This window comes from Pseudoalteromonas sp. CF6-2 (assembly GCF_021729425.1).
Classification (GTDB): Bacteria; Pseudomonadota; Gammaproteobacteria; order Enterobacterales; family Alteromonadaceae; genus Pseudoalteromonas; species Pseudoalteromonas arabiensis.
In genome coordinates this window covers 210,971-234,988 of record NZ_CP091442.1, presented here as the reverse complement: position 1 = coordinate 234,988, position 24,018 = coordinate 210,971, and the positions used below count along the sequence as shown (strand labels likewise).

At 41.7% G+C, this 24,018-nt stretch carries 22 protein-coding genes and 1 riboswitch; of the genes, 5 read left to right on the top strand and 17 right to left on the bottom strand.

The window, feature by feature from the left end:
- Position 1: 1 nt before the first annotated feature.
- Positions 2–760: a LexA family transcriptional regulator gene (locus L3Q70_RS01155; protein ID WP_267145283.1), complete on the bottom strand. Its 759-nt coding sequence runs from the start codon at positions 758–760 to the stop codon at positions 2–4.
- Between the two features lie 171 nt (positions 761–931).
- Here L3Q70_RS01155 and L3Q70_RS01150 point away from each other — a divergent pair, with 171 nt between their 5' ends.
- Positions 932–1,381: a response regulator gene (locus L3Q70_RS01150; protein ID WP_062568251.1), complete on the top strand. Its 450-nt coding sequence runs from the start codon at positions 932–934 to the stop codon at positions 1,379–1,381.
- 18 nt (positions 1,382–1,399) lie between these two features.
- Here L3Q70_RS01150 and L3Q70_RS01145 read toward each other — a convergent pair whose 3' ends face one another.
- From L3Q70_RS01145 to L3Q70_RS01100, 10 genes are all read right to left on the bottom strand, one after another.
- Positions 1,400–2,908 (bottom strand): bifunctional ADP-dependent NAD(P)H-hydrate dehydratase/NAD(P)H-hydrate epimerase, encoded by a 1,509-nt coding sequence (locus L3Q70_RS01145; RefSeq protein WP_062568250.1) that lies wholly within the window; start codon positions 2,906–2,908, stop codon positions 1,400–1,402.
- 131 nt (positions 2,909–3,039) lie between these two features.
- Positions 3,040–3,852, bottom strand: a complete 813-nt coding sequence (gene speD, locus L3Q70_RS01140; protein WP_054552422.1) for an adenosylmethionine decarboxylase — start codon at positions 3,850–3,852, stop codon at positions 3,040–3,042.
- Positions 3,853–3,940: 88 nt separating this feature from the next.
- Complete coding sequence (locus L3Q70_RS01135; RefSeq protein WP_062568249.1) at positions 3,941–4,354, bottom strand: OsmC family protein; 414 nt, start codon at positions 4,352–4,354, stop codon at positions 3,941–3,943.
- An 87-nt stretch (positions 4,355–4,441) separates the two neighbouring features.
- On the bottom strand, positions 4,442–4,789 hold the full coding sequence (locus tag L3Q70_RS01130) for a DUF3802 family protein (protein WP_062568248.1): 348 nt from the start codon (positions 4,787–4,789) through the stop codon (positions 4,442–4,444).
- Between the two features lie 129 nt (positions 4,790–4,918).
- Positions 4,919–6,388: a succinylglutamate-semialdehyde dehydrogenase gene (gene astD / locus L3Q70_RS01125; RefSeq protein ID WP_193988163.1), complete on the bottom strand. Its 1,470-nt coding sequence runs from the start codon at positions 6,386–6,388 to the stop codon at positions 4,919–4,921.
- An 18-nt stretch (positions 6,389–6,406) separates the two neighbouring features.
- Positions 6,407–7,423: an arginine N-succinyltransferase gene (gene astA / locus L3Q70_RS01120; RefSeq protein ID WP_237114714.1), complete on the bottom strand. Its 1,017-nt coding sequence runs from the start codon at positions 7,421–7,423 to the stop codon at positions 6,407–6,409.
- 82 nt (positions 7,424–7,505) lie between these two features.
- Complete coding sequence (locus L3Q70_RS01115) at positions 7,506–8,711, bottom strand: aspartate aminotransferase family protein (protein ID WP_062568245.1); 1,206 nt, start codon at positions 8,709–8,711, stop codon at positions 7,506–7,508.
- A gap of 370 nt (positions 8,712–9,081) precedes the next feature.
- Positions 9,082–10,242: an HDOD domain-containing protein gene (locus L3Q70_RS01110; RefSeq protein ID WP_237115231.1), complete on the bottom strand. Its 1,161-nt coding sequence runs from the start codon at positions 10,240–10,242 to the stop codon at positions 9,082–9,084.
- A 49-nt stretch (positions 10,243–10,291) separates the two neighbouring features.
- Positions 10,292–10,870: an aminodeoxychorismate/anthranilate synthase component II gene (locus L3Q70_RS01105; RefSeq protein ID WP_237114713.1), complete on the bottom strand. Its 579-nt coding sequence runs from the start codon at positions 10,868–10,870 to the stop codon at positions 10,292–10,294.
- Between the two features lie 81 nt (positions 10,871–10,951).
- A complete protein-coding gene (locus tag L3Q70_RS01100) occupies positions 10,952–11,350 on the bottom strand; it encodes a thioesterase family protein (RefSeq protein WP_062568243.1) in 399 nt (132 codons plus the stop codon).
- A 36-nt stretch (positions 11,351–11,386) separates the two neighbouring features.
- On the opposite strand from L3Q70_RS01100, the gene L3Q70_RS01095 reads away from it, so the two are divergent.
- The gene (locus L3Q70_RS01095) at positions 11,387–12,091 is read left to right on the top strand and encodes a 2OG-Fe(II) oxygenase (RefSeq protein WP_237114712.1); all 705 of its coding nucleotides are present in this window, start codon (positions 11,387–11,389) and stop codon (positions 12,089–12,091) included.
- 54 nt (positions 12,092–12,145) lie between these two features.
- On the opposite strand, the gene L3Q70_RS01090 is transcribed toward L3Q70_RS01095, so the two are convergent.
- The 6 genes from L3Q70_RS01090 to L3Q70_RS01065 all read right to left on the bottom strand — a co-directional run bounded on the left by L3Q70_RS01090 (position 12,146) and on the right by L3Q70_RS01065 (position 20,654).
- A complete protein-coding gene (locus tag L3Q70_RS01090; protein WP_062568241.1) occupies positions 12,146–13,384 on the bottom strand; it encodes a cysteine desulfurase-like protein in 1,239 nt (412 codons plus the stop codon).
- A 9-nt stretch (positions 13,385–13,393) separates the two neighbouring features.
- Complete coding sequence (locus L3Q70_RS01085) at positions 13,394–14,026, bottom strand: 2OG-Fe dioxygenase family protein (RefSeq protein WP_054563473.1); 633 nt, start codon at positions 14,024–14,026, stop codon at positions 13,394–13,396.
- 199 nt (positions 14,027–14,225) lie between these two features.
- Positions 14,226–16,823, bottom strand: coding sequence for a bifunctional aconitate hydratase 2/2-methylisocitrate dehydratase (gene acnB / locus L3Q70_RS01080; RefSeq protein WP_062568240.1), 2,598 nt, complete (start codon positions 16,821–16,823; stop codon positions 14,226–14,228).
- Positions 16,824–17,105: 282 nt separating this feature from the next.
- Positions 17,106–18,155 carry an OmpA family protein gene (locus tag L3Q70_RS01075; protein ID WP_062568263.1) on the bottom strand — a complete coding sequence of 350 codons (1,050 nt, stop codon included), beginning with the start codon at positions 18,153–18,155 and terminating at the stop codon, positions 17,106–17,108.
- A 382-nt stretch (positions 18,156–18,537) separates the two neighbouring features.
- A complete protein-coding gene (locus tag L3Q70_RS01070) occupies positions 18,538–19,950 on the bottom strand; it encodes a protein adenylyltransferase SelO family protein (protein WP_237114711.1) in 1,413 nt (470 codons plus the stop codon).
- 8 nt (positions 19,951–19,958) lie between these two features.
- The gene (locus L3Q70_RS01065; RefSeq protein WP_237115230.1) at positions 19,959–20,654 is read right to left on the bottom strand and encodes a DNA-3-methyladenine glycosylase I; all 696 of its coding nucleotides are present in this window, start codon (positions 20,652–20,654) and stop codon (positions 19,959–19,961) included.
- A 182-nt stretch (positions 20,655–20,836) separates the two neighbouring features.
- Positions 20,837–21,033, top strand: a riboswitch (Lysine riboswitch).
- Positions 21,034–21,170: 137 nt separating this feature from the next.
- On the opposite strand from L3Q70_RS01065, the gene dapA reads away from it, so the two are divergent.
- The 3 genes from dapA to L3Q70_RS01050 are packed head-to-tail and all read left to right on the top strand — an operon-like array spanning position 21,171 to position 24,015.
- On the top strand, positions 21,171–22,055 hold the full coding sequence (gene dapA / locus L3Q70_RS01060) for a 4-hydroxy-tetrahydrodipicolinate synthase (RefSeq protein ID WP_237114710.1): 885 nt from the start codon (positions 21,171–21,173) through the stop codon (positions 22,053–22,055).
- Positions 22,056–22,069: 14 nt separating this feature from the next.
- Entirely contained in the window at positions 22,070–22,810 is a 741-nt protein-coding gene (locus L3Q70_RS01055; RefSeq protein ID WP_062568236.1) for a 2,3,4,5-tetrahydropyridine-2,6-dicarboxylate N-succinyltransferase, read from the top strand.
- On the top strand, positions 22,810–24,015 hold the full coding sequence (locus L3Q70_RS01050; RefSeq protein ID WP_237114709.1) for a PLP-dependent decarboxylase: 1,206 nt from the start codon (positions 22,810–22,812) through the stop codon (positions 24,013–24,015). The genes L3Q70_RS01055 and L3Q70_RS01050 overlap by 1 nt, the downstream gene beginning before the upstream one ends.
- The last annotated feature ends 3 nt before the right edge of the window (positions 24,016–24,018 follow it).

The following is a 24,018-nucleotide window of genomic DNA, read 5'->3' as shown; positions in this document are numbered from 1 at the left end:
GCTACGTTTGTGGCGGTAAAACTCTACTAATATGCTCTTTTAGTTGTCTAATTTCATTTTCAATGGACTGAAAACGTTGATTCTGAATATAGGACTCCTGATCAGTTATAGAGCTTATCTTTGCCTTAACATGCCAGATCTCTAAAATATCATCTCCCTGAATAGAGTATGTTTTGTATTCAGGGTTATCACTCTTAAATAAGTAACTGATAGGGTTTGTGTCATGACGGAACAGGCGCTTAGCAATAATGCCATCCTTAGTGACAACAACGCAAACAGAACCGTTTTCTAACTGTGTAATGTCTTTAACTAGCTCAGTGATAACCGTTTCTCTCGGCCGAATAGTGGGTAACATGCTGTCGCCTTCTACTTCAAAGAGTCGATAGTTACCATTTTCAAATCCTGGAATTTTATAGACATCTAAGGTTTTGATGTAACCTTCATCATTGCATTGATCTATATAACCAGCATGAGCCTCTTCCTTTACAAGTGGAATGAATGAAGTCCCTAAGACTTTTTGATAGCTCTGAAAATGTGAATCATCATACCCCTCTATTCCCAAAATAAGCCAATTGCAGTCAACATTAAACACTTGGCTGATTTTAGTAATCGTACTGAGAGATAAGGTCGACTTGCCAGATTCTAATTGCGATAAAGCACCTTGAGTTATGCCTATTTTATCCGCAAACTCTTGTTGAGAAAGGTTCAATTTTTCGCGTAGAGCTGTCACTCTATTTGTACTAGTGTTATTTAATATCATCGTGTTATTAATAAACTTATGTTTGTATTATAGGTATAAGCAAGTTAATATAACACTTGCTTAGCTAAAGTATATACTACTCGAGTAACTAATTATTTAATTTGTTGTTTTTTATGAAAAAGTAGCTACATAACACAGATAAGCCACATTCTATAAATTCAGGGGTTGCCAATGTTTAACGACAAATTATTTACTAAAAAATTACGCTCTGTGAGCTATATTTTAGTTGCTGATGATGATCTTGATGATCAAGAGCTCATCCGTGATGCCCTTGTTGAAAACAATGTCGACGAAAATAAAATTCAATTTGTCGATGACGGCATGCAATTACTTGAGTCACTTGATAAAAATAAAATTTTACCAAGTCTTATTTTATTAGATTTAAACATGCCAAGAAAGGGCGGAAAAGAAGCATTAGTTGAGCTAAAAAAATCGGAGCGTTATCGTCATATTCCGATTATTATTTTTACAACCTCTGACTCAGAAATTGATATTAAGCAATGTTACAGCTTAGGTACGAATGCTTTTATGACCAAGCCATCCAGTTATTTTGATTTAGTTGAATCAATGAAAATGTTAACTCAATATTGGCTTGTTCAAGCTAGGATTGTGTTAGACTGAGCCGAAAGTTTTTTCGGCTTAGCAGTTAAAATCATCGTTACTCGCCAATTCCTTAATCAACTGCCTTACAACGCTAAATAAGTCACTGGGTAACATCCCACGCTCTCCTTCAGCCTTTGCTAAAATATCACCCGCTTTTGCGTGCAAGGTAACACCTAAAGTGGCCGCTTGCGTTGTATTAATCCCCTGTGCAAGCAGCCCAGCAATAATGCCGGTCAGAACATCACCACTGCCACCAACAGCAAGTGCAGGGTTACCATCTGTACACACCCATACTTGGTTTTTGTTAGCCATTAAGGTTCCTGCTCCTTTTAGAACACAGGTTGTTGTGTAGCTATGTGCAAGCTCACTTACCGCAGCAAAGCGATTTGCTTCAACATCACTTGCTTTACAGTTAAGCAAACGGGCGGCTTCACCAGGATGTGGGGTGATCACCGAATTGACAATTGGAAATGAAGAGGCGTGCTGAGCCAACAATGTAAGTGCATCTGCATCAATTACCAAAGGCTTGTTATGCGTAAAACAATACTGCATAACCGTTTCAAAGACCTCTTCTGACCAAGTATCCAAACCAAGTCCTGGGCCTATTGCAATACAACTTGCCCACTCAAGTGCAGCAGTTAAGTTTGCTGCACTCACCATCAGCTCTGGCCTGCCAATACTCACACTAAGCACAGATTCTGAATGCGTGAACACTTTGACCATACCCGCACCAGTACGCAGAGCTGCTTCTGCTGTTAAACGAATTGCTCCTGCAGTGCCCGTATTGCCACCGACACATAGTAATTTGCCATGACTTGTTTTATGACTGTTGTTATCTCTGGCAGGCAATGCATCAACTGTTTGATAGCTAATAAGCGCTGCCGTTGGCTCTGTAAGCTTTAAAAAGGCCTCACCAATACCTAAGTCGGTAAATTCACATACACCAGCTTGTGCTCTTCCTTGCCCCGTAACAAGACCTTGCTTAATCCCAACAAAGGTAACAGTAACAAGTGCCTTAATCGCAACACCTAATATTGAGCCAGTATCAGCATGAATACCTGAGGGCAGGTCTATCGCAATTATTGGGGCACGGCTACTATTCGCTAATTGAATAAGTTGGCTAAACGGCGTGCGAACTTCGTTTTGAATACCCGTACCAAGTAAACCATCAACGATGACATCGGCTTGATCGAATGCGCTTAAACTCTTCGTAATTGTACCACCAGCATCAAACCACGCTTGTTGAGCAGTGAGTGCATCGCCTTTTAATGGCTTGTCAGGCAAAGCGGCGATCACTGTCACCTGCTTACCCGCTTGTTTTGCTAATCGGGCAACCACATAGCCATCACCGGCGTTATTACCCACACCGACTAATACCACGTACCTGCTAGCATTAGGAAAATAAGCACACGTATGGTCAAAAACGGCCTTTCCTGCGCGTTCCATCAATTCATAAAGTGTTACTGCGCTTGTTGTAGCAGCAAGCCCTTCATTTTTGCGGACTTGCTCTGCAAGAAATACAGAATGAGAGAGATTAACTGTCATAGTTGTCCTTAACAGAGGCTTTTTATCAGCATATAAGTCCTTAAAAGCGCAGTCAATTCAGTGCTCTATTTGAAGCATAAAAAAACGGCGTATAAGCTAGCTTATACGCCGTTTTTAATTCTTCCTGTCACTTACTCTGTATCAGGTAAATTACGACCGTAGAAGATTTCTTGCATCTCACGGGTTAATTTAGAATAGATAACTTCTTCTTCTTCTTCAGAAAGATCGGCTGTAGAAACCCCGAATAGATAAGTATTCAAGTCAGTTTCTTTTAACATCATCTTGGTGTGGAACAAGTTCTCTTGATACACGTTTACGTCCATCATTTGGTACGCTTCTTTTGTATCTTCAGTCATGTAGTTCTGAATTGAGTTAATCGCGTGATCGATATAGTGCTTAACGCCATCTACGTCACGGGTAAAACCACGTACACGGTAGTCAATTGTTACAACATCAGACTCTAGGCTGTGGATTAAGAAGTTTAACGCTTTTAATGGCGAAATAATGCCACAGGTTGATACTTCGATATCGGCACGGAACGTACAAATACCGTCATCAGGGTGAGCTTCTGGGTATGTATGAACACAGATGTGGCTCTTATCTAAGTGTGCTACAACCGTTTCAGGAAGAGGCCCTGGCGCTTCATCAACGTCATACGTTGTTTGTTGCTCAATTGGCTCTTCAGAAATCAAAATTGTTACACTGGCACCTTGCGGATCATAATCTTGGCGAGAAACATTCAAAATATTTGCACCAATAATATCCACAACTTCACCTAAAATATCGGTAAGGCGATCAGCACTGTACTGTTCGTCGATATATTCAATGTATTCTTTACGTTGTTGTTCCGTCTTTGCGTAACAAATATCGTAAATACTAAAGCTTAAGCTCTTAGTTAAGTTATTAAAGCCATGAAGCTTAATTTTATCGAAGGGTTTATTCATGCTAAACCAACCTTAAAACGAGTGAAACCTGCACCAGCAGAAATAAAAGTTCGCGGATTTTATACGAATTTTCTGCTCGGAAAAAGCGTTATTTTACCTGTTCTTGCACAACTTCATGGCTGTGAGTGATTTCTACTGTTTTATCAAGCATTAAGGCTACCGAACAATACTTTTCAGCAGACAGTTGAACAGCACGGGCAAGGTGTTTTTCAGAGACATTATCGCCAGTAACCACAAAGTGTAGATTAATCTTAGTAAACACGCGAGGGGCTGACTCAGCACGCTCAGCAGTTAACTTTACGTGTACATCACTAAACGACTGTTTGGCTTTTTTAAGGATGCTTACTACATCAACAGATGAGCAACAACCCGCTGACATTAGCACCATTTCCATTGGACTTGGTGCAGCACTGTCACTACCCGCATCAAAAACTACATTGTGGCCTGAATTTGAAAGGCCGATAAACGTATCACCTTCTACCCATTTTACATTCGCTTGCATATGTTTTATCTCTTACAATTATTTTTGTTTGATTGTAAGCAAGTCACACTGATATGCAATCGAAAAACGATATTAGGCTTTGAAAGGTTATGCGCTCTCTATTACGGCATTGTCGAACAAGTTTTTCACAAGGCCGGCAAACTCATCGATAAACGCATGCTGCTCAACAGTGACGGGTTGATTAGTTACACTACTGAGTACTTCTTGTAAGTCATACACAATACCGTCAACTTCACGAACTATTTGACTTCGCTGTTCGGTGTTTAGCTCTGTATGTTGTTCACAAAGAAGCATCACATTCTCAGCAATAACATCTTCAATTAACTCTAAAACGGTAGGAGCTCCTGGTTTTATTTGACCAGGCTTCTCAAATAGCGCTAAATTTTGAGTGAGATACATGACGAGATCATCGTATCCTTGCCTATCTAAAACCATACCACTGTACACCTAATAAAATTTATAACTCTATTGATTTAAGCAGAAAGCGCTTTTAATTGCTACCTTTGCTATAAAGCTAATACAAAAAAAGCAGCCTAGGCTGCTTTTTTCAATTATAAGTACCGATTAATCAATTTTTAGACCTGGGCTTAAGGTAGCCGGCATCGCTACTTTTTCTAGCTCAACCGAAGCAACTGGATAAGCACAGTAATCGGCCGCATAGTAGGCACTCGCTCTATGATTACCCGACGCGCCAATACCACCAAATGGTGCAGCACTTGATGCGCCCGTGATTGGTCGGTTCCAGTTCACAATACCAGCACGAATACGACGTAAGAAGTGGTCGTAATCTGCTGCGCTGTCGCTTAATAAGCCCGCAGATAAGCCAAAGCTTGTGTCATTCGCTTTATCAATAGCAGCATCAAAATCAGTGAAACGGAATACTTTAAGTAGTGGTCCAAAGTGTTCTTCATCTGGGAAGTTAGCTACATTTGTACACTCTAAGATACCCGGTGTTACAAAGCCGGTATTTTCTTTGTGCGTTAGCTCAACTAGCACCTCAGCGCCAAGCTCAACAAGTTGTTGTTGCGCAGCAGCCATACCGGCAGCAGCCGCTGCTGAAATCATCGAGCCCATGAAAGGTTGGTCTTCAGCGTCGTAGTCACCCACTTTAATCGCTTTAGTCGCCTTAATAAGACCTGCAAGGATTGCATCACCCTGCTCACCTGTTGGTAAAAACAGCTTACGCGCACACGTACAACGCTGACCTGTAGAGATAAACGCTGATTGAATAATATCGTGAATAGCTGCTTTTGTATCTGCAACATCAGTAACGATTAGCGGGTTGTTACCGCCCATCTCTAACGCTAAGATTTTACCAGGTTGACCTGCAAACTGTTCATGTAAAATGTGACCTGTGCGTGAAGAGCCCGTAAAGAATAAGCCATCGATACCTTTATGAGACGCAAGTGCTTTACCGGTTTCAACTTCACCTTGCACAAGGTTAATTACGCCCGCAGGAAGACCCGCCTTTTGCCATAACTTTAAGGTTAACTCAGCAACTGCTGGTGTTAGCTCAGAGGGTTTAAATACCACGGTATTACCCGCTAAAAGCGCTGGCACAATATGCCCATTTGGTAAATGACCTGGGAAATTATAAGGGCCGAATACTGCCACAACACCATGAGGCTTGTGGCGGATCATCGCACGGCCCTGTGGCATTGGGTTTTCGACATCACCTGTACGCTCTAAAAATGCTTTTTCAGAGATAGCGATTTTACCCACCATAGCACCTGCTTCAGTGCGTGTTTCCCAAAGTGGTTTACCGGTTTCTTGTGCGATAGCAACCGCTAATTCTTCGCTGTGCTCTTTTAATGTTTCTGCGAATGTTTTTACAATTGCTAAACGCGCTGCAAATGATTTGTCAGCCCAGCTGTAGAATGCTTCACGCGCAGCACTAACTGCGCTGTCTACTTGTTCGGCAGTTGCTGTGTTTGCTTGCCAAATAACGTCGTTGTTTGCAGGGTTTACAGATTGAAATGCATGACCAAGGCCTGCTTGCCATTGACCATTAATAAATTGCGCTGCATGCGTCATGACTGTCTCTCCTAAATTCTAAAGTGCGGCAACTGATACACTGTCACCCACATTAAGGTGTAGTGCTTTTGCAAGTTCTGCTGATAATGTGATTGTATCTGCATCACATAGCAAATTAACTTGCGCTACAGTCGCTCTAAAATCGACAAGTTTATCGTTTGCTATCAGTGCGGTAGTTTCACCTTGGCATTCACCAATTTCCACGCTAAATGTTTTAGCATTACGAATGGTAGCGATATTATCTACTTTTGCTTCCACTGTCGGACCGGCATCAAAAATATCCACATAACCATTAAAGGTAAACCCTTCACTTTTAAGCAGTTCAATGGCTGGACGTGTGTTGTCGTGCACTTGTCCAATAACTGCTTGTGCGTCTTTGCTAAGTAAGTTGACGTAAATTGGATATTTAGGCATTAACTCAGCAATAAAGACTTTCTGACCAATACCTGTTAGGTAATCGGCAGTCGGAAAATCCATTGAAAAAAAGTGCTCTTCTAACCATTGCCAGAATGGGCTTTCACCATTTTCGTCTGAAACACCGCGCATCTCTGCAATAACAGTTTCTGCAAAACGTTGCTTATGTTGATTAATAAACATAAAACGCGCTTTTGAAAGCAGCTTACCGTTATTATTTTTACGGTAACCATCTTTTAAAAACAAAGTACAAAGCTCTGTCGCACCCGTGTAGTCATTACATAACGTAAGAATATCAACCGCTTTGTAAACATTAAGTGTGCGCGATGAATGAATTGCCTTGCTTAAATGATAGTGATAAAACGCATCATCCAAGCCAACCGCTGCTTCGATACCTGAGGTACCAACCACTTCACCGGTTTCGCTATCTTCAAGAACAAACAAGTAACCTTCATCACCTGGTTGCGATGCAGCTTTAGCAAACGAGCTTACAGAGTGATCAATTTTCTTTTGTAACAACTCTTCATTATTAGGCAAAGACGTAAAGCCATGGCCTGATTCATCAGCAATTTTTACTAATGCTGAAAAGTCGTTTTGCTGGATTGGGCGAAGGATCATCATGAGTCCGCTTGCTCCCTTATAAATAACGGTAAATAAGAAATGTGGGCAAGCAAATACTTGCCCTGAAATGACAGTTGGATAATTAGCCGTTTACGACTTTAGCCACTGCTTTTTCGAAACGAGCCATACCTTCGCGGATATCAGCTTCTGGAATAACAAGTGACGGTGTGAAACGAACAACATCTGCACCAGCAACTAAAGACATAACGCCTTCTTCTGTGCCTGCAACTAGGAATTCTTTTGCACGACCTTTAAATTGCTCAGTAACAACAGCACCAATTAAAAGGCCTTCGCCACGAATTTCAGTGAATACATTGTACTTGTCGTTAATATTCGTTAGTAGCTCACGGAATAATGCTGACTTTTCTTTAACGCCATTAAGTACTTCTGGTGTGTTTACTGTATCAAACGCTGCTTCTGCTACTGCACACGCAAGTGGGTTACCGCCATAAGTAGAACCATGTGTACCTACTTTTAAGTGCTTAGCGATATCAGTTGTCGTGATCATCGCACCGATTGGGAAACCACCACCTAACGCTTTTGCAGTCGTTAAGATATCTGGTGTTACATTAAGACCTTGGTACGCGTATAGCTCACCCGTACGGCCAACACCTGTTTGTACTTCATCAAAGATAAGTAGTGCATTATGCTTAGTACATAACTCACGAACACCTTCAACAAACTCCGCTGTTGGTGAAATAATACCGCCTTCACCTTGCAGAGGCTCCATCATTACAGCGCACGTTTTGTCTGAGATAAGCGCTTCAAATGCTGCTAAATCGTTGTAATCACAGTGAACAATATCACCCGGCTTTGGACCAAAACCATCAGAGTATGCGGCTTGACCGCCTACCGTTACTGTGAAGAAGGTACGGCCGTGGAAGCCTTTGTTGAATGAGATAATTTGTGACTTTTGCTCACCATAGTTATCAAGGGCAAAACGACGTGCTAATTTAAGCGCCGCTTCATTTGCTTCTGCACCCGAGTTAGCAAAATACACTTTTTCTGCAAACGTAGCGTCAGTCAGTTTTTTAGCAAGACGCAGTGCAGGCTCATTGGTCATTACATTTGATAGATGCCAAATTTTCTCGCCTTGCTCTTTTAATGCATTTACTAGAGCTGGGTGACAGTGGCCAAGACAGTTAACAGCAATACCACCTGCAAAGTCGATAAACTCACGACCTTCTTGGTCCCACACGCGAGAGCCTTCGCCTCGAACAGGAATAACACTTGATGGTGCGTAGTTTGGAACCATTACTTGATCAAATAATTCGCGATTGACTGTCATTTTATATCCTCATAATTGTAAGCACACACAGAGTAAGCTGGCACTAGCAAGTAAAAAACAAGCCCTTTTAATGAGCCGATTGAGCTTAGCGCAAAATCACCAAAATTACTCTTTGGTTCAATTTTCATTCATCCATTATTTCAGAAAATTATCCATCTGTCTCTTAGAAAACTTTCATGCAGCCCTTGAAAATAAAGGGCTTGAGATATTTTTTCATAGATAGTGAATAAGTATTTGAAAGTGATTTTATCAGTAAATTACAAGAATAAGGCGCGATACTAGGAGGGCAAGCTTATATAGATTAGCAAAACATTGTTGATGAATTGAGCTCAACTATGAATGAATAGTCGCAAAAAAAATGTTAATTTTTTTAATTGATTTTGATATTGAAATTCTCAAAATTGCATTTAGCCAGATGTTTGAGCTCTGTTTGAGTAAAACCAAAATACGTAAACCAAGACTGGATTTCGTCTTTTTCAACTAATTGATGTTCGTTCAAGCTCAAAAATTGTGCATAACATCGTGCTTTTAAAATAACACGAGTTAAAGATAAGCTTTCATCGCTAATCGGATGTGACGAGATAAGTTGCTCCATGACCGCTTTGAAAGGCAGGTAACGAAAAGCCATTTGCTCAATTACCTTAGCAGTAATCGTCATTGATAACTTACTCAACAAAGAGCTTAAAAATAATGGGTCAGGTTTAAGTTCAAGCAAAGCGGTATGAAGATCCTTATTCTGCTCTTCACGTGCCATAGTTACTTTACGTTGCCACACACGTTCGAATGTACGCAAGTACAACCTTACCAAGGCAATCTTGCCTACATCCATTAACATGCCAAGGGTAAATGCGTGTTCTTCATTTACATCATTCAACTTTGCAATCTCTTGCGCTGCAATCGCACACGCCATCGAGTTGTCGCGTAAACGACGCTTTAACAATGGAAATGGTTCAGTGCTATGAGGCATCCAATGACGTACAGCAAACGTAGGAACAACAAACTTTAAATTATCCAGCCCAATATAACGTAGTGCTAATAACGGGTTATCGACCTTAACTGATGTATTTTTACTGCGTTGCTTACGATAAAAAGGCAAATTAACAAGCGCGACCAACTCTCGTCCTAACCATGATAAGTCTTGTACCAAAGGCTCAATTCGCCCTACAGAAGCCGACTTTACAGCGAGGATATCAATAATTGCTGGAACAGCATCCTGTATGCCAATTGTTTCATGGATAACAGAATCAATATCCTCAAGCTGCTTGTTCATTGCCGTTTCGATAACTTGATGTAATTGTTTACTCGCTTGTGCGCGGTATTTATGATGAGCCGTACTGGATTTTTGGCGCTTCTTATGGGCGGCAACTTCCACCTCTAGTAAAGTGCGTTGCTCGATTTTTTCACCATAGTCAATTTCAAGTGTATGAATATAACCAATTTGACGTTGTGCAAAACTATGGCCAAGCAATAAATCATGCGCGCGCTCGTCGAGCATCATTGCAATCCTTTGTTGGCGATCTTGTTCAGTTATTTGCACAGGCGTTTTTTCGTTCATAATTGTTAATTCAATAAACTTAAGATTAGAAGCGAGTTAAAAAGTTAGCAAGTAGTTCAAGCCCATGCTCTGTCAAAATTGCCTCGGGGTGAAACTGAACCCCTTCAAGCGCTAAGTTACGATGCATTAAGCCCATAATCTCGTCTAAATCATGGTTTACTTCAGTCCATGCGGTAACCGTCAAATCATTTGGTAATGTTTGCTTATCAACAACCAAAGAGTGGTAACGACACACACGAAGCGGGTTTTCAAGCCCAGTAAAAACACCTTGGTTGGTATGCTGAATAACGGATGTTTTACCATGCATCACCTGCTTGGCCCGAATAATCTTTGCTCCTAGAGCTTGTGCAATAGATTGATGACCAAGACAAATTCCCAAAATTGGCAACTGGCCTCTTAATTGTTCAACAACCTCAAGTGAAATACCAGCTTCGTTGGGAGAGCAAGGTCCTGGTGAAAGCACAATGTGCTCAGGCTTGAGCTGCTTGATTTCAGCAATACTGATTTCATCATTTCGTTTTACCAATACATCTTGATCTAAGCGCTGAAAATACTGCACTAAGTTATAGGTAAACGAATCATAATTATCAATCATTAACAGCATTGCGTGTAACCCAGAAATACGGACTCAAAATAATGAGCGCGTATATTACCTCAAGCACTAAAGAATGTCGGCATAAATGCCCTATTCTGAAGCGAATAAATGTGCTGCAAGTGCCGTTTTTTCATCTTCATCAAGCTTTTGTGAGCATTTATTATTAAAATCATAGCGCACCAACACTGTTTTACCGACTGCGCAACATGTGCCTTGCTGCCAAGCTTCTTGCCTCACTACAAATGAACTTGAACCGATATGCTCCACACTTGTTTTTATTTCAACCTCATGGCCGTAAAAAAGCTCACCAACAAAACTGACTTCAACCTTAGCAATAATCAATTTCCAGTCGTGAGGGTTTAAATCAGGTGTAAAAAATTTAAAAATAGGGACACGCGCTGCTTCAAACCATACGGGGAGTACGGTATTGTTGATGTGCCCTAGAACATCCGTTTCGCTAAAACGAGGCGAGATTTTTTCTGTAAACATAGTAACCCTATAAAAAATATAAATAAAAGGTAGCTCATGACGGACTTTATTCGTGTATACGAAAACGCCCTTAGTAAAGAATTTTGCGACAACTTTATCACGCTATTTGAACAAAGCGCGCATTTAAAGCAGGGCATGACCTCTGGCGGTATCGATTTAGCAAAGAAAGATAGTCATGACTTATATCTGAGTAATCACCCAGAATATGCTGAACAATTAAAACACATTCAGCAAGTCACTGCTGGTTACGTCTTTAAATACATTGAAGAGCACATTTTCATGATGATTGGTGCCTTTGGGTTGAAAGTGTATCATCCGAAAACAGGAAAACCAGTTGATTTAACACACGATAACTATGAAGAAGTCGGTAAACCTCAACTGCCACTATTAGTCCAGCAAATTTTTAGAATGGGTCCTATTCAGGCACAAAAGTACGACATTAATAAAGGTGGCTACCCGTATTGGCATAGTGAGGTATACCCACAAATTGGCCATAACGAAGCCTTGCATCGTGTGCTGTTATTTATGTTTTACTTAAATGATGTCGAAGAAGGTGGAGAAACAGAGTTTTACTATCAACAACGTAAAATATCGCCAAAACAAGGCTCTATGGTAATAGCACCAGGTTACTTTACGCATACTCACCGTGGCAACAAGCCTACTTCAAACGATAAGTATATTCTAACGTCGTGGATTTTATTTAACCGCGCAGAACAAATTTATGGACAACCGCAATCGTAAACTTGTTATATTAGCTATCAGAAACGACATTCTGATAGCTAACTAGTTACATGTTTACATTTTTAATAACTGATCAAATAAATCGAAAACCTGATCGAGTTCTTCAATAGTGTTGTAATGCATACAACCAATACGTACTACACCGCCGGTATCTAATACACCTAGCTGCTTACATAAACCTTGTGCATAGAAATTACCATCCCACACACAGATATGCTGTTTGCCTAAAAATTCAGACACGATACGCGGCTCGATACCTTCAAACGTTAAAGCAAAGGTCGGTGTACGCTCTTCTAAACGCGCCAAATCATTAATACCAAATAACTTAATACGTGGGTAATCTGCTAAGCGAGTTAAGAAATGCTTACTGAGTGACATTTCGTGTTGTTTAGTGATAGCAAAAGCGGCCGCGAGTTTTTCTCGGCGTGCATGACTGTCATCAAGCTCACTAATTGCAGCAATGTAGTCAACCGCAGCAATAAGGCCAGCCAGGGCTTCGAAGCTTTGTGTACCGGTTTCCCAGCGACCTGGCGCAATATCTTTTGCAGGTTCAACTTTGTATGGTGTGAAACCTTCAAGGTGCTCACGTTTGCCATATACAATACCAAGGTGAGGACCAAAGAACTTGTATGCAGAGCAGGCTAAGAAGTCGCAATCAAGTGCTTGTACGTCTACCAGCTCATGAGGTGCATAGTGAACGGCATCAACATAAACGAGCGCACCAACAGCATGTGCAAGCTCAACGATGCGTTTAATGTCATTAATTGAACCTGTGGTGTTTGATGCATACGTCACTGCTACAAGCTTTGTTTTGCTTGATAAAAGGCTTTCAAAGTGGGCCATGTCTAAGCTGCAATCAGCTTCGTTGATAAGCGCCGTTTTTACTGTCGCACCTTTATCTTCAGCAGCTTGCTGCCACGATGAAACGTTTGAGAAGTGATCAGCATTGGTGACAATAATTTCATCATTTTCAGTCCAATCACGCGAAATTGCACGGCTAAAGCTAAACGTTAAGCTTGTCATGTTTGCACCAAACACGATTTGCTCTTTAGATGGCGCATTTAGTAAATCGGCTGCAGCTTGACGAGCGTTTGCCATTAACTCAACTGTTTTATCACTTGAGAAAAATGCACCGCCTAAGTTTGAGTTGTAGTAACCCAAATAAGCAGTCATGGCACTTAAAACTGACTGTGGCACTTGAGAGCCACCTGGGCCATCAAGGAAAATCGGCGACTGACCCGCAACTTGTTGCATAAGTGCAGGAAATTGGCGACGTAATTGCGTTAAGTTCATGTTTTATCCTTACGCAGTTAGTACGAAGCAATCAAGGTAACCTTCTTTGCTTGCGTCTAATTTATTCATTGGCGTTGCGTTGTGCCATACTTCACGGTCATTAATAAGCGCGAACATGCCGTCTTTAATTTCCATTTTGAAACATGGCTCTGCTTGCTGGTGTTCATACACAAGTAGCTCACCACCTTCTAGGTTTTCGTGTGATACACCACATACACACACGTGATCAAAACCATCTTGGTGAACACCTTCAGGGGCAGCAGGTGTGTCGCTGTCGATCGCAAGCATTCTAAATTGATGGATTTCAATATCGCGGTCATCGCTAATACCGGTCATATCGCGGAACTGATTAACGATTTGCTTCATGCCATCAGTAGCTAATAAGCTATCTTCTAGATTTTCATAGGTACGCTCAACATTACCTTGAAAGGTATTGATAGAGTCGTCTTGTACGAATGCTTTTGTTGGTTGTAGTTTTAGTTCGCCATCAACAACTTTAATTACTGAATAACGACGCTTACGAAATTCACCATCTGCGTATGGATTAGCAGGAAGGTTAGCAAAAGAAGGCTTAACTGCGTCAATATGTGCTTGGCTTACAAAGCGAAGTTGTAAGAGGTTCTGGTTGTTTAATGTAGTCATAAAGATCTCGCCTTAAATGTTGAGAATATTGGCGAGGATTTTAATGCAATTGAAGGGGAAATATTGCGTTATTATGTAAACTCTATGCAGTTATTGATCAATTTTAAGATCGATAAAGTCAAAATAATGAAAATTTAATCTAAAATATAAAAAGCCCGCAAAAATGCGGGCTTTAAAGTAAAAATACACTATTTACTTATTAAACAGCTTGCTGAATGATTACTTCATCTGCCTTTTTCGTATACTGAGGCATACGGTGGAAGTTTAAGTAACGGTATGTATCAGCTGCCGTTGCATTGATCTTAGCTGCGTACTCTTGGTACTCAGCAGGTGTAGGAAGTTTACCTAAGATTGCCGCTACTGCTGCAAGCTCTGCTGATGCTAAGAATACGTTTGCGCCCGTACCTAGACGGTTAGGGAAGTTACGCGTAGAGGTAGACACAACCGTTGCTTTATCAGCAACACGTGCTTGGTTACCCATACAGAGTGAACATCCTGGCGTTTCGATACGTGCACCTACACGGCCAAAGATACCGTAGTAACCTTCGTCAGTAAGCTGGTCTTTATCCATCTTCGTTGGTGGTGCAACCCAAAGTTGAGTTGGGATTCGACCACTGAAACCATCGAGTAGTTTACCTGCAGCACGGAAGTGACCGATGTTAGTCATACAAGAACCGATAAATACTTCATCGATTTTCTCGCCAGTAACGTCTGAAAGAAGGCGTGCATCATCAGGATCATTTGGAGCACAAAGAATAGGCTCTTTAATGTCTGCAAGGTCGATTTCAAGTACATGTTTGTACTCTGCATCTGCATCCGCTTCCATAAGTTCAGGGTTAGCTAACCACTCTTGCATTGCTGTGATACGACGCTCAATAGTACGAACATCACCGTAACCTTCAGAGATCATCCACTTAAGCATTACGATGTTTGACTCTAGGTATTCAGCAATAGACTCTTTAGAAAGCTTAACTGTACAACCTGCCGCTGAACGCTCAGCTGATGCATCAGAAAGTTCGAAAGCTTGCTCAACAGTTAGGTGCTCAACACCTTCAATTTCTAGTACACGACCAGAGAATTCGTTGATTTTACCTTTCTTCTCAACGGTTAGAAGACCTTCTTTGATACCGTAGTAAGGGATAGCATGAACGAGGTCACGTAATGTGATACCTGGCTGCATTTCGCCTTTGAAACGTACTAAGATTGACTCAGGCATATCAAGAGGCATTACACCTGTTGCCGCTGCGAATGCGACTGCACCAGAACCCGCTGGGAATGAAATACCAAGAGGGAAACGAGTATGCGAGTCACCACCCGTACCTACTGTATCTGGTAATAACATACGGTTTAACCATGAGTGGATTACACCGTCACCTGGACGTAGTGATACACCGCCACGGTTCATGATGAAATCAGGAAGTGTGTGGTGAGTGTTTACGTCGATTGGTTTAGGATAAGCTGATGTATGACAAAAAGACTGCATTGTTAAATCTGCAGAGAAACCTAAACAAGCAAGGTCTTTAAGTTCGTCACGGGTCATAGGACCTGTTGTATCTTGCGAACCAACAGTGGTCATTTTCGGCTCACAGTATTGACCTGGACGTACGCCAGGCATGTTACATGCTTTACCAACCATCTTCTGAGCTAATGTGAAGCCTTTACCAGAATCCGTTACAAGAGCAGGTTTGCGGAAGATATCTTCAGCTTCCATACCTAGTGATGCACGCGCTTTATCCGTTAAACCACGACCGATGATTAGTGGAATACGACCACCAGCACGCACTTCATCAAGAATTACGTCTGATTTTAAAGAGAAAGTAGAGATTACTTCATCAGTACCGTGACGCTTAACAACACCTTCGTATGGGAAGATATCGATTTGGTCACCCATGTTTAGCTCATCAACAGGTAGCTCAATTGGTAACGCACCAGAGTCTTCCATTGTGTTGAAGAAGATAGGGGCGATTTTACCGCCTAAACATACACCACCAACGCGTTTGTTAGGTACGTGAGGAATATCATCACCCATGAACCAAAGTACAGAGTTAGTTGCAGATTTACGAGAGGAACCCGTACCAACTACATCACCAACATATGCAAGAGGTAAACCTTTCGTTTTAAGCTCTTCTAGCTGTGAGATTGGCCCCACTTCACCTGGTTTGTCAGGATTGATGCCATCACGTTCATTCTTCAGCATTGCCAAAGCATGTAGTGGAATATCTGGACGTGACCATGCATCAGGTGCTGGAGAAAGGTCATCCGTATTTGTTTCGCCAGTTACTTTGAATACCGTGACTGAGATTTTTTCAGCAACTGCAGGCTTGTTTACAAACCACTCTGCATTTGCCCAAGACTCGATTACTTGCTTAGCAAACTCGTTACCTGCTTTCGCTTTTTCTTCTACATCGTAGAAAGCATCGAACATTAATAATGTGTTAGATAAACCTTTAACAACAATTGGTGCTAACGCTGCGTCATCTAAAAGATCAATCATAGGTGCAATGTTGTAACCACCTAACATAGTACCAAGTAGCTCAGCAGCTTTTTCTTTTGATACCAGTGGAGAGCTCGCTTCACCTTTTGCAACTGCAGCTAAGAAACCTGCTTTGATATAAGCAGCATCATCAACACCTGGTGGTACGCGGTTAACAAGAAGATCAACAATAAACTCTTCTTCGCCTGCTGGTGGATTTTTAATTAGTTCAATAAGATCAGCCGTTTGCTGAGCATCTAATGGCGCTGGTACGATACCTAACGCGGCACGTTCTTCTACGTGTTTACGATATTCTTGTAGCACAATATTGCCCTCTTGGTGACGTGAAAGTACTCGGTAGTATTAAACTAAATACCAAATAAATAACCCAGTACTTATAGTATTCTGATGATTGATTATAAAGCTTTTAAGTATAGATGAAAATCCATGCTGCGGTTAGGCACTTTATATTCACTATAAATAGCATGAATAGTAGTTAAAAAAAAAGCTATTCAGATGAATATTTATTAAGTAAGAATCATTCTTATTTTGGGCATAAAAAAACCCAGCCACTTGGCTGGGTTTATCAAAACTTACAACTCACTATTAACGCATAACTTTTACACGTTGAGTTGATGTTAATTGTGCTTCAACACGACGGTTTTCAGCGTGAGCTTCTAAAGTGTTTGCTTCATTCTTCAAACGCTCTTCACCATAACCTACAGTTGAAATACGATCTTCAGAGATGCCGTCTTTGATTAATTCATCAGCAACATCATCCGCACGCTTCTTAGATAGAGTCATATTGTACTCAGCATCACCTACTGCTGAAGCATGGCCTTCTAAAACAACCGTTGCGTCTGTGTTTTCTTTCATGAAGGTAGCAACTTCAGCAATGTCATCAAAGTAGCGTTGTGGAACGGCTGCTGAGTCATGAGCAAAGCTAACTAGTAGGCTAATTGTTACTGGCTTCTCTTCATATAAAGTACAACCCGTTGCATCTACAGCATCTGTCATAGGCGTGTTTGCACATTGGTCATCAGCATCAAGTACACCATCATTATCAGAATCTGAATCTGTTGGCTCTTGAACAACAACTGGAGCTGGCTCAACAGGCGCCGCTGGCTCGCTTGATTGACCGAATAAGTAGCTTACACCAAACTTAGCGTTTAAGTCTGACTCACTGAACTCTAAACCTCGGTAGTAAGATGTTTCAAAGTTAACTGATAGACCTTCAGTTACAAAGTGCTGGTAACCTAAACCAATATTTGCAAATGTACTTTTCTCGTACACATCAATTTCTTTCAGACCTAATACACCGTAGAATGGACCACCAGAAAAATGGTGCAGCATGTCAATGCCGTATCTATCCATGTCCATGTCGTACTTATCACCCGTGATTAGGTGTTCAGTATCAATATTTCCATCAGCGTACTCTAAACGAGCACTCCAGTAATCTGAGAATCGGTAACCAATCTCAGCACCGAAGCCCGTTGCATAACCAGTTCTCACATTAGGTGAGTAATCTGTTGCAATCCAAGATGCATCGTAGTAGTCACCGAATACACCGATATAAAAACCTTCTTTTTCTGCAGCAAATGTTGATGCACTAGTTGCAGCTAATGCGATCGCCATTGTAAGTGATTTTAATTTCATTGTTTCCTTCCCATTTTCACAATTAAAATTTTCAGCTAAGTCATCCCAGCCCATTTTATAAGCAGAATACTCTTCGTTTTGTTAACCTATACTTAATAGGTAGCAGGTTATACTACTAACTCAAATCATAGTTTGATTCAGGTCATTAGAAACTATAGGTGATAATATAAAACTTACCTAATACTATAGTTAAATCGTCATTCAAATTAACAATGCGTTATTATTGTTAATAAATAATTACTATAAATTAACTAGAAAAAATAAACCTAATAACAGGGCGCGTTAACTTAAATATAAAGAGCGTTCTGTCATATTTTTTAGCGTAGGTGTTAAATATTACACTTAGGCACAGTCGCTAACAATCAGCCTTTTCTGGAATTTTTTAAGTTCCACAAAAAGTTTGATAATTCGCATCACCTTCCTTAGGAGGCGCGTACCAATGTGTATTTTCAGCTTTATAAATATAAGGATTTGATATCACTTTCAAAAATGCTTCCAATGAAGCGCTTTTTCCAGAGCCCTCATATTCACCTATAATCATTTCGATATTATGGTTGCGTGGAATGACTGCAGGATTAACAGCACGCATCGTTTTATAACTTTGAGTAGATGTTCTTAAAAACCATTTTTTATACCATTCTTTTATATTGGCAGGTATGGTTACCTGAGACTGTAATGACTCAGTCAAAAGATTAAATGTGTTGGTATAATCCAATTTATGTTGCTTCATTAACGTCAACAATTCAGAAACAAGTATATGCTCATCTTCTTCCATGCTTTCTAAGCCCAGCTTTTGTTGCCACATCAAATTAAAGGCATCATTGAACCGAGTTGAAAAACTATTTATAACCGCCGAAAGGTCTATAAGCGCTTGTTTTTCATCTTTAAATAAGAGCAATAGACTTTCAGCTAGGCGTGCACAATTCCAATTAGCAATCGTCGGCTGATTACCAAATGCATAGCGCCCTTGGTGATCAATTGAGCTGAACACAGTATCAAAATCAAAGTTGTTCATCATAGCGCAAGGACCATAATCAATGGTTTCACCACTTATCAAGGTATTATCAGTATTCATAACTCCGTGTATAAAACCGACACGCATCCAACTTACTATCAACTCAATTTGTTTGTCTTGTACAGCTGTTAAAAAGTCAATATAGCGCTTTTCACCCGTGCTATTAATTTCAGGAAAATGACAACTGATAGCGTAATCGACAAGCTTTTCTAACCCTTCTATATCACCCTGTGTTGCTAAGTATTGAAATGAACCTACACGTATATGGCTTTTAGCTAAGCGAGTGACGACTGCACCAGGTCGAGGAGGATTGCGATATACCGTTTCACCAGTAGTCACCACAGCTAAACAGCGTGTAGTCGCGATACCTAGCGCATGAAGCGCCTCACTCATAATGTACTCACGTACTGCAGGGCCAATGGCACAGCGACCATCACCACCGCGCGAGAATACAGTTGCTCCCGCCCCTTTTAATTGCATATCCCACAATGTGCCTCCTTGATCCTCAATCGCACCAAGCAAATGCGCTCTGCCATCACCAAGACGCGGTGAAAAATGACCAAACTGATGACCTGAGTAACCAAGTGCAACCGGAGCAACGGCGCTATCTATCGTTGAACCAGATAGCAATTTAGCTAAAAGTTCGCTGTCATGTTTAATTAAAAAGTTATCAGCCAGCCTGTCATTGAATAGCAGTAATTGCGGCTCAGCAACAGCGCTCGGCATATCTTCAATAGCGAGCAGTTCACTAATATCTGTGTATCGAGTTTGCAGTTTCATAGCTGTCCTTAACGTGTGGCTACACCTACGCGGTTATCACCAACCCCATAGGCCACAAGCTGACTAAGTGCTTGCAGGCTATAGCCACTTTGCTGTTGTAGTTCATTGAAAAAATCTTGCGCTGCTTGTAACGATTTTTTAGTTTGTAAGCCCCCGTCTATCAACTCGTGAGCACGCAAGTAGGTTTCTACATCGCGAGAAAGTAAAAAGGTATCTTTACCAAGCGCTCGCAAAGCGTAAGGGCCAGTATTCCCTCCTAAACGCGCACCATGTTTTTTAAGATAGGCCCACAAGCCAATAATATTGTCAGTTGGCCAATCCGCAATAAACTGGCTGAAGCTGCCATGTTTCTCAGCAACTTCGTGGATCATGTATGCGTTTTCTGGGATCGTTTGTACTTTTTTAAAATTACGAACTATGCGCTCGTCACTGGCTTTTTGCTCAAGCATATCCGGTGGCATCATCAACAATTTTTCTACGCTGAAATCCCAAAACACGTCGCGAAAACCTGCCCACTTGTTATTGATAACAGACCAATAAAAGCCACTTTGAAAAACTTTACGTGTGAACTCTTCTAACCATAAATCGTCATGCATTTTGGCAATATCAGTATCATCGAGCGGGTTTGATAACAGTGTCTGCAGCATGTCTTCGCTGCCCTTTCGAGATACGGCTCGTTGATAAATATCGTTAAATTTTTCCATCATTTTTCCAATTTATTTGGTTAACGCTAAGTGTACGTAAAAACACGCTTATACGTAACCATGTTGCAAAATCGGTCACTAAAAACAAACCCTTCGCCTTGACACCTAGATGGCTAAAATGCTTTAATCGCCGAATATACCCTATTTAACTATGTTGGCTTTAACCTTTAAAGCGAGCATAAAGGGCTGGAAGAGGTGCGTTATTCAGGTAGCGTATGGGAAGAGCACAGACTCTGTTGATCATACGTGAGGGGAATTAACGCCGAGAAGTAACACCGTTTGTGAGGTGCTTATTTCGGGCGACTGGGCTGAATCCCAGCGACTGTCACCAACAATAGCAAAGTGCTATTGATTAGTTTGGTGGAGAGCTTCTGGTCTTAGTATAATAAGGCCGTCGCGTCTTTATTATTTTAAGCCCATTCGCTCTTCGAATTATACCTTGTTCGAATGACGACATGCGGCTCCATTCAAATGTTCCCGCATAAACTCTTCGAATACCTTATAAGTTCGTGAGAGATGATCAACAATTTTGATTTAAACGACTATCCATTATGGACAGCGCTTGTCACGCCATTTTCTGAATCTGGCGAGGTCGATTACACGGCCCTTGAACAACTGGTGGCTGAGCAGCAAGATGCAAATAACGGCATTTTATTACTTGGCAGTACCGGTGAAGGACTGGCGCTTTCACTTAAAGAGCAGCAAGCCATTGTTGAGCATGTTTGCCAATTAGCACCGAGTGTCCCCCTCATGGTTGCTGTAGGCGGCATGAACCTTAAGCAACAAATTGCTTGGGTTGAATACTGCAATCAACTCCCTATTCATGGCTATCTACTGGGCTCACCTCTGTATGCAAAACCTGGGGTTGTTGGCCAAACACATTGGTTTGAAAGCCTACTTAACGCAAGTCATCACCCTTGTATGTTGTATAACGTACCTGGAAGAAGCGCAGTTGAGATTGCACCGCAGGTGATCAAAAACCTTGCTGAGCACAAAAACCTGTGGGCTTTAAAAGAAGCCAGTGGCGACATTAGTAAATTTGAAAGTTTTAGAACGGCATCGCCAACACTGGCCATTTTCAGTGGCGATGATGCACTTATGCCGTATTTTGCTCAAGCTGGTGCAAAAGGTTTAGTGTCGGTTGCCGCGAATGCTTGGCCGAGTCAAACCCATGAGTTTGTTAAACGCAGTTTAAGTGGTCAATACCCAAATCTATTCACCGATTGGTCGCAAGCAATCCAAAGTTTATTCGCTGTGGCAAACCCAATCCCCGTAAAAGTACTGATGCACCTGCAAGGTAAAATAAATACCCCGCATTTACGTCCGCCGCTTACGCATTTAGAGCTTGAGCAAACAGACGGCATCACCCACGCAAACAACACAATTTTATCTTGGAACTAAAAACAGGTTTTATCATGAGCTGGTTAGAATTATTAAACAACTTAGAATCAGGCGCAGTTCGCGCAGCAACACAAGACGAGAACGGCAACTGGCACGCCAATGTTGACGTTAAGCAAGGCATTTTAGACGCTTTCAAAAATGGCACGAATACCGAGTTCCCAGGTGGTTTTGTTGATAAGCACAACTTAGCACCACAAGGCTTTGCAGCCGATGCAGGCGTGCGTATGGTACCAGGTGGTAGCAGTGTTCGTCGTGGCGCACACGTTGCCAAAGGCACGATTATCATGCCACCAGCGTATGTAAATATTGGTGCTTTTATCGATGAAGGCACGATGGTCGACAGCCACGCACTAGTGGGCTCATGCGCACAAGTAGGTAAAAATGTCCACCTAAGTGCAGCAGTACAGTTAGGTGGCGTACTTGAGCCAATTGGTGCCAGCCCAGTGGTGATTGAAGATGATGCATTCATCGGCGCAGGCTGCGTTATTGTTGAAGGTGTGGTTGTGAAAAAAGGTGCTGTGCTTGCGCCGGGTGTGCGCTTATCTGCAACTATTCCCGTCTACGATTGTGTGAATGAGCGCCAGCTAGATAAAGGTGAAGCGATCCCAGAAAACGCGATTGTGATCCCAGGCTCTCGCCCTGCTTCAAATGCGTGGGCTCGCGAGCAAGGTCTAAGCATGTCTTGTGCACTGATAGTGAAATACCGTGACGAACAAAGCGATGCATCATTATTGTTAGAAGAGGTTTTACGTTAATGAGCTTTTTGAGCACGCCCATCAAGCAAGCGGTTGCACACGTTTCAACGCATCTTGATACGCCATTTTTTATCTATGATTTAGATAAATTAACTGCACATTTAAATCAACTGACTGCGCAAACCGATGTGAAACTTTGGTATGCCGTTAAGGCCAACCCACTGTCTCGCATTATTCAATGTTTAGACAGCGCAGGGTTTAATTTTGATGTTGCAAGTAAAGGTGAACTTGAGCAAGTACTTGCCCAGGGCATCGATAGCGAGCGCGTGCTCAACACAGGGCCTGCAAAAAGCCCTAAACAAATTTCACATTTTATTGCTCGCGGCGTACGTACCTTTGTGGCCGAGAGCATTAACCAAGTGCGCTGGTTAAACGAACAAGCAATGAAAGCAAATTGTCAGTTGCAAGTTCTATTGCGTGTACAACTGCGTTGGCCAGACAGCGAAAAGAACCCGCTTGGCGGCGACAGCCTCACTCCTTTTGGTTTGGGCTGTGATGAGTGGCAAGCTCTCACGGTCAGTGATTACCCAGCTCTTAGCTTTGACGGTCTGCATATTTTCCAATGGGGCAATATGCTGAGCACTGACAAACTCGCCGAGTTATGGCGCACGATGATTTCGCCATTACAACAGCTGGCTAACTCACTAAATATTAATCTTAATATTCTCGATTTAGGCGGGGGCTTAGGCATCCCTTATACCCAAGATGCTAACCGACTTGATTGGTCTGCACTTATCGAGACCCTCGCGAGCATTAAAGCTGATGCTGGTGTCAAAGAGCTTTGGATGGAACTTGGCCGCTATGCGGTGGGCGAATGTGGTCATTACGCAACCCCAGTCGTTGAGCGCAAAGAGAATTACAATCAACAGCAGGTGATTTTATCAGGCGGTATTAACCATTTACTTCGCCCTGCAGTGACAAGCCAAAATTTTCCTGCGGCGTTATTGCGTAAATCGACAGCTGAACCTAAGGCAATGACTTTATACGGCCCACTTTGCACCGCCCTTGATTGCTTGGGTGAACACCAATTAGCAAGCGATTTAAATGAACAAGACTGGTTGGTATTCAGCCAATGTGGTGCATACGGCTTTACCGAAAGTATGCCGTACTTTTTATGCCACGAATTAGCGGCTGAATACATCCTTGAACAAGGCAATATTGAGTGCATCCGTAGCGCTGAAAATGCCAGCTATTATTTAAGGTAATTG

Excerpts from the sequence above, each read along its gene's own strand:
- L3Q70_RS01155 (WP_267145283.1), bottom strand. The coding sequence starts at position 760 with ATGATATTAAATAACACTAGTACAAATAGAGTGACAGCTCTACGCGAA.
- L3Q70_RS01150 (WP_062568251.1), top strand. The coding sequence starts at position 932 with ATGTTTAACGACAAATTATTTACTAAAAAATTACGCTCTGTGAGCTAT.
- L3Q70_RS01145 (WP_062568250.1), bottom strand. The coding sequence starts at position 2,908 with ATGACAGTTAATCTCTCTCATTCTGTATTTCTTGCAGAGCAAGTCCGC.
- speD (WP_054552422.1), bottom strand. The coding sequence starts at position 3,852 with ATGAATAAACCCTTCGATAAAATTAAGCTTCATGGCTTTAATAACTTA.
- L3Q70_RS01135 (WP_062568249.1), bottom strand. The coding sequence starts at position 4,354 with ATGCAAGCGAATGTAAAATGGGTAGAAGGTGATACGTTTATCGGCCTT.
- L3Q70_RS01130 (WP_062568248.1), bottom strand. The coding sequence starts at position 4,789 with ATGGTTTTAGATAGGCAAGGATACGATGATCTCGTCATGTATCTCACT.
- astD (WP_193988163.1), bottom strand. The coding sequence starts at position 6,388 with ATGACGCATGCAGCGCAATTTATTAATGGTCAATGGCAAGCAGGCCTT.
- astA (WP_237114714.1), bottom strand. The coding sequence starts at position 7,423 with ATGATGATCCTTCGCCCAATCCAGCAAAACGACTTTTCAGCATTAGTA.
- L3Q70_RS01115 (WP_062568245.1), bottom strand. The coding sequence starts at position 8,711 with ATGACAGTCAATCGCGAATTATTTGATCAAGTAATGGTTCCAAACTAC.
- L3Q70_RS01105 (WP_237114713.1), bottom strand. The coding sequence starts at position 10,870 with ATGCTGTTAATGATTGATAATTATGATTCGTTTACCTATAACTTAGTG.
- L3Q70_RS01100 (WP_062568243.1), bottom strand. The coding sequence starts at position 11,350 with ATGTTTACAGAAAAAATCTCGCCTCGTTTTAGCGAAACGGATGTTCTA.
- L3Q70_RS01095 (WP_237114712.1), top strand. The coding sequence starts at position 11,387 with ATGACGGACTTTATTCGTGTATACGAAAACGCCCTTAGTAAAGAATTT.
- L3Q70_RS01090 (WP_062568241.1), bottom strand. The coding sequence starts at position 13,384 with ATGAACTTAACGCAATTACGTCGCCAATTTCCTGCACTTATGCAACAA.
- L3Q70_RS01085 (WP_054563473.1), bottom strand. The coding sequence starts at position 14,026 with ATGACTACATTAAACAACCAGAACCTCTTACAACTTCGCTTTGTAAGC.
- L3Q70_RS01075 (WP_062568263.1), bottom strand. The coding sequence starts at position 18,155 with ATGAAATTAAAATCACTTACAATGGCGATCGCATTAGCTGCAACTAGT.
- L3Q70_RS01070 (WP_237114711.1), bottom strand. The coding sequence starts at position 19,950 with ATGAAACTGCAAACTCGATACACAGATATTAGTGAACTGCTCGCTATT.
- L3Q70_RS01065 (WP_237115230.1), bottom strand. The coding sequence starts at position 20,654 with ATGGAAAAATTTAACGATATTTATCAACGAGCCGTATCTCGAAAGGGC.
- dapA (WP_237114710.1), top strand. The coding sequence starts at position 21,171 with ATGATCAACAATTTTGATTTAAACGACTATCCATTATGGACAGCGCTT.
- L3Q70_RS01055 (WP_062568236.1), top strand. The coding sequence starts at position 22,070 with ATGAGCTGGTTAGAATTATTAAACAACTTAGAATCAGGCGCAGTTCGC.
- L3Q70_RS01050 (WP_237114709.1), top strand. The coding sequence starts at position 22,810 with ATGAGCTTTTTGAGCACGCCCATCAAGCAAGCGGTTGCACACGTTTCA.